Annotated in this window: 15 protein-coding genes, 1 pseudogene and 1 riboswitch; of the genes and pseudogenes, 8 read left to right on the forward strand and 8 right to left on the reverse strand. The window is 39.1% G+C overall.

The window, feature by feature from the left end; translation table 11 throughout:
• Positions 1-376 precede the first annotated feature (376 nt).
• The gene (locus IQ226_RS16230; RefSeq protein WP_193896973.1) at positions 377-2236 is read right to left on the reverse strand and encodes a serine/threonine protein kinase; all 1860 of its coding nucleotides are present in this window, start codon (positions 2234-2236) and stop codon (positions 377-379) included.
• Positions 2237-2538: 302 nt separating this feature from the next.
• On the opposite strand from IQ226_RS16230, the gene IQ226_RS16235 reads away from it, so the two are divergent.
• Both IQ226_RS16235 and IQ226_RS16240 read left to right on the forward strand, forming a co-directional pair.
• Positions 2539-3033 carry a hypothetical protein gene (locus tag IQ226_RS16235; RefSeq protein WP_193896975.1) on the forward strand — a complete coding sequence of 165 codons (495 nt, stop codon included), beginning with the start codon at positions 2539-2541 and terminating at the stop codon, positions 3031-3033.
• Between the two features lie 461 nt (positions 3034-3494).
• Positions 3495-5078, forward strand: coding sequence for a metallophosphoesterase (locus tag IQ226_RS16240; protein ID WP_193896977.1), 1584 nt, complete (start codon positions 3495-3497; stop codon positions 5076-5078).
• 32 nt (positions 5079-5110) lie between these two features.
• On the opposite strand, the gene asnS is transcribed toward IQ226_RS16240, so the two are convergent.
• The gene (asnS, locus tag IQ226_RS16245) at positions 5111-6502 is read right to left on the reverse strand and encodes an asparagine--tRNA ligase (protein ID WP_193896979.1); all 1392 of its coding nucleotides are present in this window, start codon (positions 6500-6502) and stop codon (positions 5111-5113) included.
• Positions 6503-6566: 64 nt separating this feature from the next.
• Entirely contained in the window at positions 6567-6911 is a 345-nt protein-coding gene (locus IQ226_RS16250) for a hypothetical protein (protein WP_193897032.1), read from the reverse strand.
• 66 nt (positions 6912-6977) lie between these two features.
• On the opposite strand from IQ226_RS16250, the gene IQ226_RS16255 reads away from it, so the two are divergent.
• Entirely contained in the window at positions 6978-7256 is a 279-nt protein-coding gene (locus IQ226_RS16255) for a DUF6439 family protein (protein ID WP_193896981.1), read from the forward strand.
• A 31-nt stretch (positions 7257-7287) separates the two neighbouring features.
• On the opposite strand, the gene IQ226_RS16260 is transcribed toward IQ226_RS16255, so the two are convergent.
• Entirely contained in the window at positions 7288-7737 is a 450-nt protein-coding gene (locus IQ226_RS16260) for an anti-sigma regulatory factor (protein WP_193896983.1), read from the reverse strand.
• 410 nt (positions 7738-8147) lie between these two features.
• Positions 8148-9530: a 23S rRNA (uracil(1939)-C(5))-methyltransferase RlmD gene (gene rlmD / locus IQ226_RS16265; protein WP_193896985.1), complete on the reverse strand. Its 1383-nt coding sequence runs from the start codon at positions 9528-9530 to the stop codon at positions 8148-8150.
• Between the two features lie 160 nt (positions 9531-9690).
• On the opposite strand from rlmD, the gene IQ226_RS16270 reads away from it, so the two are divergent.
• The 4 genes from IQ226_RS16270 (at position 9691) to IQ226_RS16285 (ending at position 13352) form a co-directional block, all read left to right on the forward strand.
• A complete protein-coding gene (locus IQ226_RS16270; RefSeq protein ID WP_193896987.1) occupies positions 9691-10176 on the forward strand; it encodes an allophycocyanin subunit alpha-B in 486 nt (161 codons plus the stop codon).
• Between the two features lie 379 nt (positions 10177-10555).
• Positions 10556-11539, forward strand: a complete 984-nt coding sequence (locus IQ226_RS16275) for an ATP-binding cassette domain-containing protein (RefSeq protein WP_193896989.1) — start codon at positions 10556-10558, stop codon at positions 11537-11539.
• 5 nt (positions 11540-11544) lie between these two features.
• Positions 11545-12333, forward strand: coding sequence for an ABC-2 family transporter protein (locus IQ226_RS16280; protein ID WP_193896991.1), 789 nt, complete (start codon positions 11545-11547; stop codon positions 12331-12333).
• A gap of 101 nt (positions 12334-12434) precedes the next feature.
• On the forward strand, positions 12435-13352 hold the full coding sequence (locus IQ226_RS16285; protein WP_193896993.1) for a M23 family metallopeptidase: 918 nt from the start codon (positions 12435-12437) through the stop codon (positions 13350-13352).
• A gap of 33 nt (positions 13353-13385) precedes the next feature.
• Here the strand turns inward: IQ226_RS16285 and IQ226_RS16290 are convergent, their stop codons facing one another.
• Together IQ226_RS16290 and IQ226_RS16295 are read right to left on the reverse strand one after the other, a co-directional pair.
• Positions 13386-14414: a serine hydrolase gene (locus IQ226_RS16290; RefSeq protein WP_193896995.1), complete on the reverse strand. Its 1029-nt coding sequence runs from the start codon at positions 14412-14414 to the stop codon at positions 13386-13388.
• A 197-nt stretch (positions 14415-14611) separates the two neighbouring features.
• Positions 14612-14995: pseudogene (locus IQ226_RS16295) on the reverse strand (DUF1636 family protein).
• A 344-nt stretch (positions 14996-15339) separates the two neighbouring features.
• Positions 15340-15482, reverse strand: a riboswitch (cobalamin riboswitch).
• Positions 15483-16032: 550 nt separating this feature from the next.
• Between IQ226_RS16295 and IQ226_RS16300 the strand changes: the two are divergent.
• Positions 16033-16812 carry a hypothetical protein gene (locus IQ226_RS16300; RefSeq protein WP_193896997.1) on the forward strand — a complete coding sequence of 260 codons (780 nt, stop codon included), beginning with the start codon at positions 16033-16035 and terminating at the stop codon, positions 16810-16812.
• A 240-nt stretch (positions 16813-17052) separates the two neighbouring features.
• On the opposite strand, the gene IQ226_RS16305 is transcribed toward IQ226_RS16300, so the two are convergent.
• Positions 17053-17460, reverse strand: coding sequence for a universal stress protein (locus tag IQ226_RS16305; RefSeq protein ID WP_193896999.1), 408 nt, complete (start codon positions 17458-17460; stop codon positions 17053-17055).
• Between the last annotated feature and the right edge of the window lie 19 nt (positions 17461-17479).

The raw sequence follows: 17479 nt of genomic DNA on the forward strand, positions 1-17479 counted from the left end.
ACCACCAGTTTTAGCTGCTGGAATTAAATGTTCTATTAGTTCCCACTGTTCTCTAGTTAAGTTGCTGGAGTATACTTTACTCATTGCTCTCTACGGTTCTGTATCTTTGTATTTACAGATTATACCCTGAGAGCTTTTTTTACTCAACTTCTAACTTTTCAAACACCCTCTTAATTCGTATGTTCGATAACATCTATTGTTCACTTTATCTTGAACCTAATTCTTGGGTAATTGAATAAATCATAACATTGATCAATAGAGCGATCGCAATCAATGATCACTCTCAATTTTTCCAGTTTATCAAAGTTTGCTGGACACAAGTTGTAAAATTAAACAAGCTTCGATTACTTAGAAAATTACTAAATAATCTAGTGTTTTAAACCCCATCTTTTGGTGTCGAGGAAGGGGTTGGTTTATTTTCCTGGGGTAATATTTGTTTGGCGGCATTATCAGCAGCTTGTTTAAACATTGGTTCTAATTTATCACGCCAATATTTAATATTCGGGAGCTTTTCTGGATGATCTCGATAAGCTAAAACTTCATCCCATTGACCATTATCAATAGCTTTATTAATATCTTTAGCTAACGCTTCGGCTTTTGCCCAATCACTCTGCCATTGATTAACAGTATCAACGGTTTCCTTAATACTAGAAATAGCATTTCCTGAAGTTGATTTTAACAGAGAAATTGCTCCTTGTAAATCTCCTGATTCAAACTTTTGTCGAGCTTTTGCCACCGTTTTTGTCTTATCTTCGATGGCTGGTGGGGATGGTTCAGGAGTGGGAGTTGCTACCGCAGATTTGGCGGAAACTTGAGGAACTGGACGAGATGTAATTAAAGGACTATCATCTACAGTTTGCATAGCCAAACCTTTATCTCGACGGCAAGAAATCCATGTTTCATTGTTAGCAATAATATCAGAATGCGCCCATGCTAAACGTCCAGATGAAAGTTTAATTTCTACCCAACCTCTATTTGTGCGTTTACCTGTCACCTCAAATTCACTGGCTGCACCCAAGGTTTTCAAAATATTATCAGAATTGATGGCACTTGGTTCAGAACGGATATTAGAATTAGCTGCAACTACAGCCAGACAATGATTTGTTAATTTGGTTTTTTCCCCTGTTAAATTACTAGTTAAATTCTTAAAATTGGGATATACATTTGTAAATAAAGCGGCTACACCACCAGCTAATAATATGCCAATTAATAAAGGTAAAGGATCTGGTTTATTAGATTCTTGGGGAATATATTGTTGAGGTGCAGGTTGCACAGGAACATGATTAGCGGGGGAAACCGCCATTGTTTTCTGTGTAAATCTGGAAGCTAGATTTTGCGGAGATTGATAAATAATTTGAGGAGATACGGAAGGTTGGGTAAATTCTGGGGTGAGATTTACCAAGTTTTGACAAGCTTGTAAGGCTTCCGTTGCTGTTTGATAACGTTCTTTGAAATGGTAACGCACCATTTTCGTTAGAATTGCGACTAAACCGGGATTCACAGGAATTAAATGTTGCCAGTTAATTTCCCCTGTATCTGGATCTTCTTGTAATTGGCTGACTGGGACTCCTGTTAATGCTTGAATGGCGATAATCCCTAAAGCGTAAATATCACTATTAGGACGGGGTTTACCTTGTCCCTGTTCTGTGGGCATATAGCCAGGTGTGCCAATGACTACGGTAGCTGTTTGCTGTCCGCCGACCATGACTAAAGGCGATGCCTGCGGCGGGCAAGGCCAACGCAATTGTTTAACTGCACCAAAATCTACTAAAACTAATTTATAATCAGCCGCACGGCGAATAATATTATCTGGCTTAATGTCGCGGTGAATCACACCTTCCTGGTGAACAAACTCTAAAATACTCAAGATTTCCAGCAGCATTTGCATGACTTGGGCTTCACTCCAAGGCTGTCCGGGGATAAGTTCTTCATTGAGAGTATGTCCGTCAATAAATTCTTGGACTAAAAAGAATTCCTTATTTTCGTCAAAATAGGCGAGAAGCCTGGGTATTTGGTCATGGTTACTCAATTTTTCTAACGTTTCTGCTTCGCTATGAAACAGGCGTTTAGCAGTCACAAAGATGTTAGGGTCAGAATTAGCTGGTTTCAGGTGTTTAACCACGCAGACGGGATTGCCTGGCCGTCTGGTATCTTGGGCAATATAGGTTTGACCAAATCCCCCTGTCGCCAAGACGCGAATGACTTGGTAGCGATGATCTAGTAATTTGCCTATCATAATTTCCCTCCCCAGCTTTACAGCTTAATTTTCCCGCTAGTAGTCAATATCTCCAAATTTCTCTTTCTGAAATCAGGTATCTTGAGAAAAGATTTAAATTGTATTAGGAGTCAGGAGTCAGGAGTCAGGACATTGGTAGGGTGCGTGAGAATGCATAAGTCCTGCCAATAAACAGATTATTGATATCTGACGCACCCTACAACTTGGATGATATACAGAATCTATAGTAAAAGCCTTATGGTAAGAGACTCTTAACTCCTGACTCCTGACTCCTTCTATATCAGTATCCCTATTGACTAGCTATGCCACCTAAGATAACTAATTCTACCTCATGGCAACAAGCTGAAATCTTGATGCAACCTGCGTTCATTCGTGTGATTGATAATCTTCGCAAGCAGTTGGATATCTCTGACTGGCAAGGGACTTATCAAGATGTGTTGACTTGGCCTGCTAACACTACTGATGAAACAAAAGCCTTGGTAACTCAGTTGGTGCAAGAAATGGAAACCGCAACACCCACACAAGCGGAGGAAATTAGACAAACTCTAGCGAGTTTACCTATGCCCCATCCAGGATATCACTTGCTTTTACAACGTCATGGGGAACAAGTCAATATAGATTTGTGGGATTTGTGTTATCAAGTATGTTTTCTGAATTATAGTCCAGAGAATACAGCGGTTGATATTGATATTAGCTTAATTGATGAATATGGTGATGTGGATTGGCAACAATTAGAAACTAAAACTCAGCAATTGGTGAAACAGGTTTTCGCTAGTTTATCAAAATTAGGCGACTAGAAGTCACTTCTACACAAACAAAGTCCGCCTACGCGGACTAATTTAAACCGGGTGTTGCTGATTAAGGGTATGAATTTTAGTCTCACGCAAAGGCGCAAAGACGCAAAGGTAAGATTTTTAAAGGTTCTATTTGGAAATTTCATACCTCGATTCACCAACGCCTTTAAACCGTAATCCTGTTAATCCTTAAATCCTGGATATCCTGATTCTGACAATATTATTTCCTATGAAATTGATTTCTCTTCTACACAAACAAAGTCCACCTGCGCGGACTAATTTAAACCGGGTGTTGCTGATTAAGGGTATGAATTTTAGTCTCACGCAAAGGCGCAAAGACGCAAAGGTAAGATTTTTAAAGGTTCTATTTGGAAATTTCATACCTCGATTCACCAACGCCTTTAAACCGTAATCCTGTTAATCCTTAAATCCTGGATATCCTGATTCTGACAATATTATTTCCTATGAAATTGATTTCTGAACCACCGATTTCTGTCAAAATTCAAAAGATGAAACAACGGGTGCGATGGCAGCATTCGAGTGTCTTACAGCAGGGAATTGACCAAACCTCTATGGTGATAGATGATGGCAACTCAGAAATTCCAGATTTTTCGTTTATGGTGATGGGTGATACTGGGACTAAATCCTATTCTGGACACCATCCCCAACGGGAAGTTGCCAAAATGATGGTAAATCATGGTGATGATTGCCGTTTTGTGCTGCACACTGGTGATGTGATTTATATGGTAGGTTCTCGTGAATATTACCCAGCTAATTTTATTGAACCTTACCGGGAATTTTTGGTGGGTGGTCATCAACCTCAAAATATTGCTTATGATCAGATGGTATTTAAACTGCCGATTTTACCAGTGCTGGGTAATCATGATTACTATGATGTGCCTTTACTCTATCGGTTATTAACTGGTTCGACTTTGCCTTTGCGGCGGATGTTGCGTTATAAAGATATTGAGATTGGTTGGCACGGTTCAAATCAAGGTGATGCCTATGCTAGAGCATTTTTAGATTATTTGGCGGCAGTTTCTCCAACTGATTTGGAAGCATATTTAAAACAGCATTACAACGCTAAAACTAGTATGGGTAAATGTTTACGTTATCAACCGGGGAATTTTACTCGTTTACCTAATCGCTACTATAATTTTTGTTACGGTGGTATTGACTTTTTTGCCTTAGATTCTAATACTTTCAATACTCCAGATCCTTTACCTCATAACCAAGCTGGGGATGATTTCCGTCGGGAATTAGTGCAACGTCGTCAGGAAATTGACCAAGAAGAATTACGGATTTTGACGGAATGTGACAAACTCAATCCTGAAAACCCTGAACAAGCGGAATTATTGGCTGAACTGGGGGCAAAATTAGACCAAATCAATGAGGTAAAAATTGATATTGAAAAGCAATTAGAGTCTCATACCAATACCAATGTTGATTTTGAACAATTAAATTGGTTAAAAGAGAGATTAATTGCATCTTGGCAGAATGACGCAGTTAGAGGACGGGTAATATTTTTCCATCATCCACCTTATGTGACAGAAGGTAGTAAATGGAATCAAGGGCAAACTTTAGCGGTTCGTCATCGGTTACGGGATGTTTTTGATGAGGTGGCAACAAGTTTAGGTAATATAACTCAGGAACGCCCAATAGTAGATATAATATTCAGCGGACACGCCCATTGTTTTGAGCATTTGCAAACTGTGAATACAGGACACGCGGATTCTTATATTAATTATATTATTGCCGGTGGTAGTGGTCGTCGTCTTCGTCGTCAACGTCAAGAGGGAGGGGAATTGCTGGAAACCTTCAACAATAATGGGGATCTTGCCATTCGCAAGGTTGCTGATTCGCTGTTGTATGTGGGACGGAGTGGGAGTGGTTTGGAGAGTAAAAAACCTTATTCTTGTGTGCGGGTGGATGTTTTGGGGGGGGTTCCTGCGAAGTTTATGATTACACCTTTAGTGACAGAGTTAGTTGCGGGTAAATGGTGCGATCGCCAATTAAAACCTTGGATAATTTATAATCAAGGAAAATAGAAGAGACGTTATTGAAAACGCCTCTAAAATAATTAAAACTCTGCGCTTTGTGGTGTACGAGGAAACGGAATCACATCCCGAATATTTCCCATACCCGTCATAAATTGCACCAATCTTTCAAACCCCAAACCGAAACCAGCGTGGGGAACAGTACCATAACGACGTAAATCTAAATACCACCACAAATCCTCTGGTTTCATACCCTGTGCTAATACCCGTTTTTCTAAAACATCAAGTCTTTCTTCCCGTTGTGAACCACCAATAATTTCGCCTATTTTTGGTGCGAGAATATCCATAGCGCGGACGGTTTTTTCATCGTCACTCAACCGCATATAAAAGGCTTTAATTTGGGCAGGATAATCTGTAACAATAACAGGCTTTTTGAACAATTGTTCAGCTAAATAGCGTTCATGTTCTGATTGTAAATCCGCACCCCAACTCACAGGATAATCAAACTTAACATCAGCTTTTTCTAAAAGTTTGACTGCTTCTGTATAAGTCAATCGTTCAAACTGATTGTTAATAATATTATTGGCAGTTTCTAAAACAGTATTATCAATCCGTTCATTAAAAAATTCCATGTCTTCGGGACAGGTTTCCATCACATATTTAAAAATGTGTTTGAGAAACTCTTCAGCTACATCCATATCAGCTTCTAAATCACAAAAAGCCATTTCTGGTTCAACCATCCAAAATTCGGCTAAGTGTCGAGAAGTATTAGAATTTTCAGCCCGGAATGTCGGACCAAAGGTGTAGACATTCGTAAAAGCCATTGCCATGATTTCGGCTTCTAATTGGCCACTGACTGTTAAATATGCAGGTTTACTAAAGAAGTCTTGGCTATAATCAATTTCTTGATTTTCTGTTTTAGGAACATTCTTTAAATTGAAATTAGTCACACTAAATAATTCACCCGCACCTTCACAATCACTGGCGGTAATAATGGGAGTATGTACCCATAAAAAGCCTCGTTCGTGAAAAAATTGGTGAATAGCGATCGCACAAGCATTCCTCACCCGGAATACTGCCCCAAAGGAGTTAGTTCGCGGACGTAAATGGGCTATGGTGCGGAGAAACTCAAAGGAATGACGTTTCTTTTGCAGAGGATAGGTATCAGGATCAGCATCTCCGTATACTTTGACTGTATCTGCTTTTAATTCTATTCTTTGTCCTTTACCTTGGGAAGCTACTAGGACTCCTGATACTTCTATAGAAGCCCCTGTATTGATTTGTTTTAATATTCCTTGATAGTCTGGTAGATCTTGATTAATGACAATTTGCAAATTACCCAAGGATGAACCATCATTAACTTCTAAAAATGCAAATCCTTTTAATTCGCGTTTTGTTCTTACCCAACCTTGGACTACTAAAGTTTCATCTGGTTTACCACTTCTTAATATTTCTGCAATACGAGGATTTAGCATTTTCTACAATTTGTTAAAGGAAAGGATTCAGATCCCCGACTTCTTTGAGAAGTCGGGGATCTTTTCAACCAACCCAAGATTTTAATAACCAACCTATAATAACACCTAACCCACCAAAACGAATAGCTTGCCAAAAAGGTCTTTTCAGACTTACCCAAGAAAACAACTGGCTTTCTAGGTTGATTTCTAATACTTCTAATTGTTTTTGAAGGCGATTTAACTCGGCTTTAATTTCGGGAGTCTGCTGTCTATTTTGCTTTAAATTTTTTAATTCTTGTTGCCATTGTGCCTTTTGTTGTTGATCTTTTTGCACTTGAGCATATCTATCTTTTAAGAATCGTAGTGAAGCTTCTAATTCCTCCAATTCCTGTGCAAAATTTGGCTGGGGATTTTCCTCTGAATTGGTCATTGGTGATTGTTCATTAGCTATGATGATTAAATCATAACTTTTACCCTTGACTCGGCACTTGGTCTTATGTCGCAAACTAGCCAACTCAATCAAATTAGCACTCTAGAACTAGCACAGGCGCTTATGGAACGGCTGAGTATTTCTCCTGATGATTGGCATCGGCTCAAGTCTAACCGCAATGCCCGCGCTAGTGAACAAGCAGCCGCCGCAATGGTGTTTTTGGTCAAAAATGAACCCCAAGAAGCACAGGCTAGGCTAGAACAAGCTGTAGGCTGGCTAAATAAGTCAATTTCCGCCCCTCCTTGCCCCACGCATGGACATCAGCGCGAGGTAATAAAGAAATAACCTGTCCCCGTGGCGTAGCACCTGTTCCCTCTTATCTTCGCAAAGATAATAAACGCCGGCTTTCTACTTGTTTACAAAGCGTAAGTTCTGTACCTTTGCCATTCCATTTTACTTGATCAAAAATTTGATGCAGTAAGGACATACCCCGCCCACTTTCTGCTTCGTCTGGTGGTAAATAGTCGTTGGGATCACTATGATCTTCTAGGGAGGGAGTGAAACCGCTACCCTGATCTGAGATAATCCACCAATACTGATTATCTATTAGTGAGAACCTAACTACGACTAATTTACCGGGATCAAGATTATTCCCGTGTTTAGCTGCATTTACTAGGGCTTCTTGAAGTCCTAGTCGTAGTTCTGATTGTAATTTTACGGGAATATCAGTCAAGAGTAAATCTAGGATTGGACAAAGATAGAGGGTGGAGGCAAAACTAATTGTCCCCCAATAACGCCCAACTGGACGAAGAGAAATGGTAATCACAAGAGAAACCCCGTAGCTTTTATTTAGCTAGACATCAGGAAAGCTTTTTCAGGCATTCTGATAAAAATTAGGTGGTCATGCTGCCTTCAAACTTGAGTCTGTAAAACTAAATTTATAAAAATGCTCTCGGCTGATAACTGGGAATGAGAATTCATATTGTTGATGTACAATTTTCCAAGGTTAATCTGTTCACTTACTAGATGAATAAGAATGGCTATTTTTGAACAGAATGGGCAGGACGCTCTTGTTAACTGCTAGTTTGTATTTAACACAATTTAATCTCTTCCTTCAGATTCTATACAGCTTCGATTTTTTTAAAACAAAATGAGTTTCTATTTTTATGTAATTCCATTTTAGCATTATGAGTATCCACTAGAGTACAAATTTCTGATTTTTATTTTTGGAAAGAATTAACTATTCTGATCATTGTCCGACAGGACTAGAAAAGCAGCGGCTTCTACATGGGCGGTTTGCGGGAAAAAGTCGGCAGGTTGCACCTTGGTGAGTTTATATAGCCCAGCTTCGCAAAGCAACTTGAGGTCACGGGCGAGGGTGGCTACTTTACAACTGACGTAAACAATTCGAGATGGTTTCAGGTTTCTTAATGTTTTAATAACGTTAGCTTCACATCCTTTGCGGGGTGGATCAAGTAAGACGACATCTGGGATAATTTCCAAATTCTGGAGAATTTTTTCTACTGCGCCTACTTGGAATGTGACGTTATTGATGCCATTTTTTTGGGCATTGACAGTTGCTTGTTGTACTGCTGTTGATTGCAGTTCTAAACCTGTGATGTGCCGTGCTTGTTTGGCTAGGGGTAAAGTCAATGTCCCTACACCACAGTAGGCATCAATGAGGATTTCATGCCCTTGTAGGTTCAGTTCTGACTGAATTACGGCTAGGAGTGCCTCGGCTGTTTCTGTGTACACTTGGAAAAATGTATCTGGTCCGATTTGAAAATCCAGTCCGGCGAATTTTTCTTGAATGTGGGGAGTTCCAGCTAGACAACGGGTTTCTGATCCAAATATAGCATTTGTGCGATCGCTATTGCGGTTAAGTGACACACCAACTAACTCAGGATAACGCTGTAACCATTGCTGGGCTTGGGTTTCAATCCCTGGTAAATTCCAATCTTTGACGACCAAAGTTAGCAGCATTTCTCCTGTGCGACGACCAATGCGTAAACCCAAGTGGCGAATTAAGCCTTTATGTCGGGTTTCGTCATAAATTGACCAACCTTGCTGTTCAATATCCAATTTTACTTCAGCTAATAGGGGATTTAATCGCTGGTCTTGGACGGGGCATTGATTCAAGTTGATTAATTTATGAGTACCTTTGTGATAATATCCAGCTTGGACGTGACCTGTGGCTGACCTACCGATAGGATAGGTGACTTTGTTGCGATAGTCAAAGGATGCAGCAGTTACCAGGACTGGATCTATGGGTGGATTCACAAAACCGCCAATTCTTTCTAAGGCTTGAGTTACTTGATTGTGTTTGGCGATTAATTGGTAGTCATAATTGATATGTTGCCACTGACAACCACCACATTTATCAGCGACAATACAACTGGGACGCACCCGTTGAGGCGAGGCTTGCAATAATTCCTGCACCTGACCATAGGCATATTTTGGCTTAACATTGAATAGTTTGACAAGTAGGCGATCGCCCAGAACAGTATCAGCAACAAAAACCACCCGCTGTTCAAAGCGTCCCACACCATCCCCAGTGTCGCTTAAATCAGTAATTTCCAGTTCAATAATTTCATCTTGTCGCCACATTATATTAGTCATTAGTCAGTTGCTAGAGAACAGGGAACTTTCTCACTGGGAAGCGGAAGTTCCCCAATGTCGAATGTAAATTCATTTATCTCTATCTTCCCATACACTTCCCGAATGTCCCTCTAAGTCGGTAAACTAGCAGATATAAATATTTCAGTTCATTTAGATAATCATGACTGTAATTAGCCAAGTTATTCTCCAAGCCGACGACGAACTGCGTTACCCTAGCAGTGGCGAACTCAAAAACATCCAAGCATTTTTGGAGACAGGTGTGCAGCGCACAAGAATCGCCGCCACCCTTTCGGAAAACGAGAAAAAGATCGTTCAAGAAGCCACCAAAAAACTTTGGCAAAAACGCCCTGACTTTATCGCCCCCGGTGGTAATGCTTACGGTGACAAACAACGGGCTTTGTGTATTCGGGACTTTGGCTGGTACTTACGCCTAATCACCTACGGTGTACTTGCTGGTGACAAAGAACCCATTGAAAAAATTGGTTTGGTTGGTGTGCGCGAAATGTACAACTCTCTAGGCGTTCCTGTCCCTGGAATGGTAGAAGCGATCGCCTCTCTCAAACAAGCGTCCTTAGATCTATTAAATGCCGAAGACGCTGGAGAAACAGCACCCTACTTTGATTACATCATTCAAGCGATGTCATAATCAAACCTCTAGACGATAGCAGAGAACAGAGTTAAAAGTCCTTAATTCCCCACAATTGTTAGTAGCTATGGCAAATATTTGTCAGGTTATTAACTAGTTGTGGGGATATGTTATACTGATCACAAGTTATGATCTTAGTAACAACAAAAAACGACAAACTAATAGTAGGCTGTCGGCAGTTAGGAATGTGAATTAAATAAGGTGCAAAAGTAGGGTGTGTTAGCGACAGCGTAACGCACCATTCCAGGTTACATCAGAATTGCAGGTTATTAAATTTGCGTTCCTTAGTGTCTTCCCTATTAACGACTCAGCTAGAGTTTTCACCAATGACCAATCACCAGAAACTAGACGTTATCAGGTAGAAGGAAATAAATCTTTCATGTCAATCATTATAGCAGAAAAACTCAATAAATTCTATCCTGTATCCACAAAACAACCAGGTATTCAGGGAACAATTAACCATTTTTTCCGCCGCACCTATCGCTCAATTCCTGCCGTTCAGGATATCACCTTCACCATTGAAACCGGAGAAATAGTGGGATTTTTAGGTCCTAATGGTGCTGGCAAAACTACCACCCTAAAAATGCTGACAGGATTAATTCATCCTTCTAAAGGTACGGTTAAAGTCGGTGGATTTATTCCCTTTAATCGTCAAGAAGCATTTTTGCAAAAAATCACCTTAGTGATGGGACAAAAACAGCAATTAATTTGGGATTTACCGGCATTAGATTCTCTCAGAATTAATGCCGCAGTTTATAATATTTCTGATAAAGAATTTCAACGTCGAGTTGGAGAACTAACAGAAATGCTGGCTTTGGAAGGTAAATTAACCCAACCCGTCCGCAAATTATCATTAGGTGAACGGATGAAAGCTGAACTGTTAGCAGCACTTTTACACCGTCCCCAAGTTTTATTTTTAGATGAACCGACTTTAGGATTAGATGTTAATGCTCAAGCAGGAGTGCGTAACTTTTTAAAAGAATATAATCAGCTATATCAAGCTACAATATTATTAACAAGTCATTACATGGCTGATATTACCGCTTTGTGTGAACGGGTGTTATTAATTCATCAAGGAAAACTCATGTATGATGGTAGATTAGATGGATTATTAGAAAATTTTGCTCCTTATCGAGAAATTTATGTCGAATTAGCGCAAGCATTACCACTAGAAAAACTTATATCCTATGGTGATGTGCAAATGCTAGAAGGAAGAAGGGTGAGATTTATTGTCCAACAAGAAGCCATGACTCGCACTGTTTCTCGGATTTTAGCCGATTTAGAAGTGATAGATTTAACAGTGACAGAACCACCAGTAGAAGAGGTAATTGGTAGGGTTTTTCAAAAAGGATTTAACCATTGATAACTATGAAAAAAATTGTTAAAAAATCCTTAACTTTGCTATCAGTATATTATGCTAATCTGCTGGAATATAGATCGGAATTAATCTTCTGGGTTTTAGCTGGTTCTTTACCAATTATCATGATGGGTATTTGGATGCAAGCTGCTGGTAGTGGTCAATTTGCTTTTAAATCTGTAGACTTCGCTCGATATTTTTTCGCAGTTTTTCTGGCTAGGCAAATCACCGTTGTCTGGGTAATTTATGATTTTGAAAAAGAAGTATTAGAAGGTAAACTTTCGCCAAAATTATTACAGCCTTTAGATCCAGTTTGGCACCATGTTGCCAACCATCTGGCGGAAAGAGTCGCTAGAATGCCTTTTGTATTGCTTTTAGCAGCACTCTTTTTTGTTCTCTATCCCCAAGCCTTTTGGTTGCCAAGTATAACTAACTTATTTCTATTTATCTTAGCAGCAATTATGGTTTTTGCTTTAAGATTTATCATTCAATATACCTTTGCTATGTTTGCATTTTGGACAGAAAGGGCGGCAGCCTTAGAAAATTTATGGTTGTTGTTTTTTGTATTTTTATCAGGTTTGATAGCACCTTTAGATGTTTTTCCAGAAAATATTAGAAACATAGTCATGTTTACACCTTTTCCCTATATGATTAATTTTCCAGCTAGTATTTTAGTAGGACTACCTGTAGATTTAACCAGAGGATTTCTATCAATCTCCGGTTGGTTTCTTATATTTTTTGGTGTCAATCGTTTTTTATGGCGCAGAGGAATGAAAAAATATTCAGGTATGGGGGCTTAATAATAATATTGAAAATATAATTTATTAACTTTGCTGGGAAACACTAACTACGATAAATTAGTCTGTTAATTAACAGCCACAAAAAATTTGTTTATCAACCTATGACTATCATGCGTAACCCTATTAATCCAGAGAACAAATTGTCAGGTTTTAGTATTATCAACCATGCCAAAATGTTTATAGGCATAATTGCTGCTGTACCCATTGCTTTAAACTCATCAGCAAAGGCTTTAGAAGTACAGGTATTACCGAAAAATCCTCAATTAGGAGATACAATTTCTGTTGTCATTGAGGCAAATACCTCAGAAAAAATCAGCAATCCTACTGTAACAGTGGGCGAAAAAATATATCCAGCTTTTGAAATTGCACCTCGTAAATATCGTTCTTTTGTGCCTACAACTCCCTTAGAACAAGCTGGAGTGAGGACAATTAAAGTTTTCGAAAATGGACAAGAACAAAATTTATCAGTAAAGGTACGCGATCGCAAATTTCCCGTCCAACGGATCACTCTACCACCGGGAAAAGCTGGAGTTAATGCTACCAAGTATGAACTCAAGCGCGTAAAAGAATTGAAAGCCCTACAAACACCAGAAAAATATTGGAATGGTGCTTTTCTTACCCCCAATGCTGGGAGAACATCCACTAAATATGGTGTCCGTCGTTACTACAATGGTAAATTTGCTAAAGACTACTACCATCGTGGACAAGACTATGCAGGTGCAGAAGGTTCAACCGTAATTACCCCAGCGGCTGGACGAGTTGCTTTAGTGGGTAAAGTATCCCAAGGGTTCCGAGTTCATGGTAATTTAGTAGGCATTGATCACGGTCAGGGAGTTATCAGTATTTTCATGCACCTAAGTCGTATTGATGTCAAAGAGGGTGATTTTGTGCAAGCAGGGCAAAAAATTGGTGCAGTGGGTTCAACTGGTGCATCTACTGGACCGCATCTACACTGGGGTTTGTATGTGAACGGACAATCTGTTGATCCATTACCGTGGAAATCTCAGAAAATTGATTAAGTTACGCTTTGACTTCCGCCTTGCGGTACTAGTCTATAATCTGACTTGGTTACTTACTTTTACTTGGTCAAAATAACCATATACTACCTGAGAAACTTGACGAATAAAATCTTTTCCTCTAGGATCATTATTTGGTCTTTGCACAAAAACTCCTGCTAAATAACGCTTACCTGATGGCGTTTCAATAATACCTGCATCTCCTAATATAAACCTGAGTGTTCCTGTTTTGTGCGCTATCTTAGCACCAGAACCTAAACCAGAAGGTAATAAACTTCTATTATGACAACCATTCATAATACCTATTACTTGTGATTGACTTGTATTGGAAAGTAACTGATTATTTTCCATTAAAGCTGATAGTTTGACCAAATCTTTAGCACTGGTTTTATTAGTTCCTTGAAAATCTCCCAGACGATTTCGCATCACAGTATTTTGCAATCCCCAACTGCGAAATTTTTGATTTAATTGAGTAATTCCGCCCAAACGATCTATGATCATATTTGTGGCGGTATTATCGCTAATAGTCATCATCCTAGTTGCAGTTTCTAAAAGACTAAACTTACTTCCTACCCGCGCATACTGCATATTTCCCGAACCACCAACAATATGCTTTTTCCCCATAACCAATGTTTCATCTAGTTGAATTTTTCCAGCATCTACTTGCTGAAATAAAGCAACCAAAATTGGATATTTAATGGTACTAGCAGCCGCAAAAGATTTATCGCCATTAATGCTTACATAATCTCCGGTGTTCAAGTCCATAAAAAAGATGCCAGGAGAAAGAAATTTGTAGCGAGCCATTAATGTTTTAATGGGAGCTTGTAGTTCTGAGATTTCTCTTCCTAAAGAAAATATATCAGTGAAATTACGAGTATCTGTTGGACTAATATTGCTGACAGCATCTGGAGGAATAAATTTAATTTCCGGCAATTGTACACTTGATTTATTTTGACTCCAGCTACTTGGGTTCTCAAGCTGGTTGTTATCAGGATTTGCTTTAACTGGTAGAGATAATAAAAGAGTAGTCGCGATACTAAATAAGATCAATGAAGGTAATTTCATGGAGTTGTATGATGAGAGTATTGAATTAACTTACAGCTATTTTCTAAATAAGTAAATGGAATGAGGATTAATTGATTTAGATGTTGTTTTCAGAGGTCATTTGAATTACTTTTTTTTATAAGTAATCAGACGGAATTAATTGCTCAATTGATTTTTCAGTTTTCTGTTCCCTAGCAACAATTGTTGTTTAATTTCGCCTACTTATCTAGTGCGGGAATCTTTGCTAAAATACCTTTTTTTAAAGGTTCTGGACGTTCTGACCAAGGCAATACACCATCATATTTTGTATAATACTAACTTGCACATTCTAGTACCGCAGATGGACTACTATCTACTGGTAAATCACCAAAGAGATAGGTTGATTTTCCTTCTGCTACAAAAGCAATCACGCAGGAATGACTGCAAGCGCTCATACATTCAACCCCCTGAATGCAGAATTGATTGTGCAATTCACTATCTTGAGCAAGTTCTTGAAGTTGTTTTAGTAGTTGTTCACCTTGACTTTCACCAACCCGCTTACCATCTTGCCACTTACTACCACAAGTAGTACAGACAAATAGATTATGTTTTTGATTGAGCATTGATTTAGAAATGTTGAGGAATAATTCGGAAACGCAGACATAAGAGTCTTTACAATATGGCTACGTAAAATGTGTAAAGAAGCATGATTAACCCCAGCCAAAGATGGACAAGATTCACTTGCTGTCATCTTTTCTATTCTTGTCAAAATATATCTAACGAAGATAGCAATAAGTCTCACCTATAAAAGCTTCCCACTTTCTTGAGTGCAGGATTGCAAATAATTAAATTGACGGTTAATAATCTCAGAACAGTACACAATTTGTAGGGTTTCTCTGGAGGTCTAAACTGATTAATTCCTATGGAAACATTCATGGTCTGAATCATCTGTACCACGCAGATGGATGTGAGTTTTTTTGCTTTCGGCGGGCATTCTGACTTAGAGAATAAATCTCCTTACAGCTGCGGGACAGTGCCGGATTTACACCAGACTTTCCCCCTTGCGTTTAATGACTGCTTCCCATTAAAACCGATTCAGTTGCGAGAATACTATATTTTTTATGTCTTGTCAATAGACAAGGGAGGATAATTCTGTTGATTGTTTTATCCACGGGTATTAAAAAATGTCTAAGCAGTGAATATTCCTAAATCTAGGATGGACATTTTTGGCTCAATGTCAAAAGACAGTCTGTCAAACATTTTTTATGCTGTTGAAAAGATAAAAAAGGGATTATTTGCAGTAAATTAGTTAATTAAAATCCGTTCCACTAAGTCATTCATATGCTCAGAAAAATTAGGACTTCACTGGGCTTGATGTTAATTGTTAGGGGTCTCTCTACCTTGCCTATTCTTGATAGAGAGGATTACTATCTCTCCATGCAAGTTGTCCAAGTTGGTGTTACCTTGGTTAGTCACAATTCTAGGCAAGGAATGTGAATTAAATAAGGTGCAAAAGTAGGGTGTTTTAGCGACAGCGTAACGCACCATTCCAGATTACATCAGAATTGCAGGTTATTAAATTTGCGTTCCCAACTGTTTGATGATGATTAGCACTAATTTGTAGTAAATTAGTTAATTAAACTCTCTGTGGAAATTCGATATGCAGCTTCAAGAAGCCTCTAACGTTGCGGTCATTGTTGGTGAAAATGCGGTTACTGTTGCTCAATTACCTAGTGTGTGGCAGGATATTGCTAAGGGCAGGGCAAATGTCAGATTTAGTAATCCACAAATCTATGTGGAAATGGCACAGTTGTTTCAATATAAACTGCAATATGGTGATGTTGATTTATTTAATGACCGCCCCCAGTTATTTCGTCTAATACCTTCATTCTCTGAGTTATTTGGGCAACTGGCAGGGGAAACTCTGGAGTTTTATGGTCATGACTTTATGATTCACAACTATCCAAACTTTGAGGCAGTTTTGCATAATTGTGAGTCAAAAGGTTCTGAGGACAATAATGAGGTCAAGGTAGCTCGCATTGGTTTGGAACTGTTTGATGAATTTGGATATGATTTACCAGCTAGTTTCTATCATGTACATTTAGCTCCAATTTATCGAGATCATGTGTTTGAAGAACGGGCTTTAAGATTTGATCCCAGAGATATAGAACATAAGCGTTCGTGGGATGCTATTCTACACGCAGGTAAGGTATTTGCAATGCAAATGAAGGTGCAAAGTATAGCATCTAAATATGGTTTTACTTATCAACATGGCTGTGGTTGTAACTCCCATTTATCTTCTATTGATGAATCCTCTGGCGCATTTGAGTATGAATTAAGTTTGGAGAAGCGTCAACGCTGGATTCGGAGTTTTATCTGGACAGCTTGGTATGAATATGCCATGTTTCCCATTGTGCCGAATACTAGTTATCTTGTCTAAGTAGGGTTTGCTGAAACAGTTATCTGTGAAGGCAGGGAAAAGGGAACAGGGAATAGGAAACAGTTTCCACTAAGTAGGCAAGCAAAATTAATTATACAAAAGATTTGGATTTAATATAGGAGTAGCGCTCCCGTACCTACCCCGTGATTTGGGGGAACCACGGGGGGTTCCTAGCAAATTTAGATGAGGCTTGTTATGACATATACTCTGATATATCATATTCAGGCACACGATGTTTAATCAAGGAACAATCAAAACTGGACAGGGAGAAAGGTTGATTACCCGCGTAGTAACGCTATCAGTTGCGCCTTCATCCGTCAATCCTATGCCTCGACAGCCCATGATAATTAAACTGGCTTCAACTTCATCAGCAACATCACAAATAGTAAAAGCTGGTTTACCTTGTCTTTCTAGTAATTCGGCTACGATTCCTTGTTCAGAAAATAAAGCCTGGGCATTTTCTAGGAGTTTGGCAACTGCTTTTGGAGATACCATAGGACTGGTAGCTGGTGCTTCTGAGTCTGGCTCTTCAACGACTGACAACAGAATTAAGCGGCTGCGATAGGTTTGCACAATATTGGCAACTATATCAGCGGCCTCTCTGGCTTCTCGACTTTGATCAATGGGAAATAGAACTGTTTTAAACATATCTCACCTCTGCGCCCCT

The organism is Dolichospermum sp. LEGE 00240 (genome assembly GCF_015207875.1).
Lineage (GTDB): Bacteria > Cyanobacteriota > Cyanobacteriia > Cyanobacteriales > Nostocaceae > Dolichospermum > Dolichospermum gracile.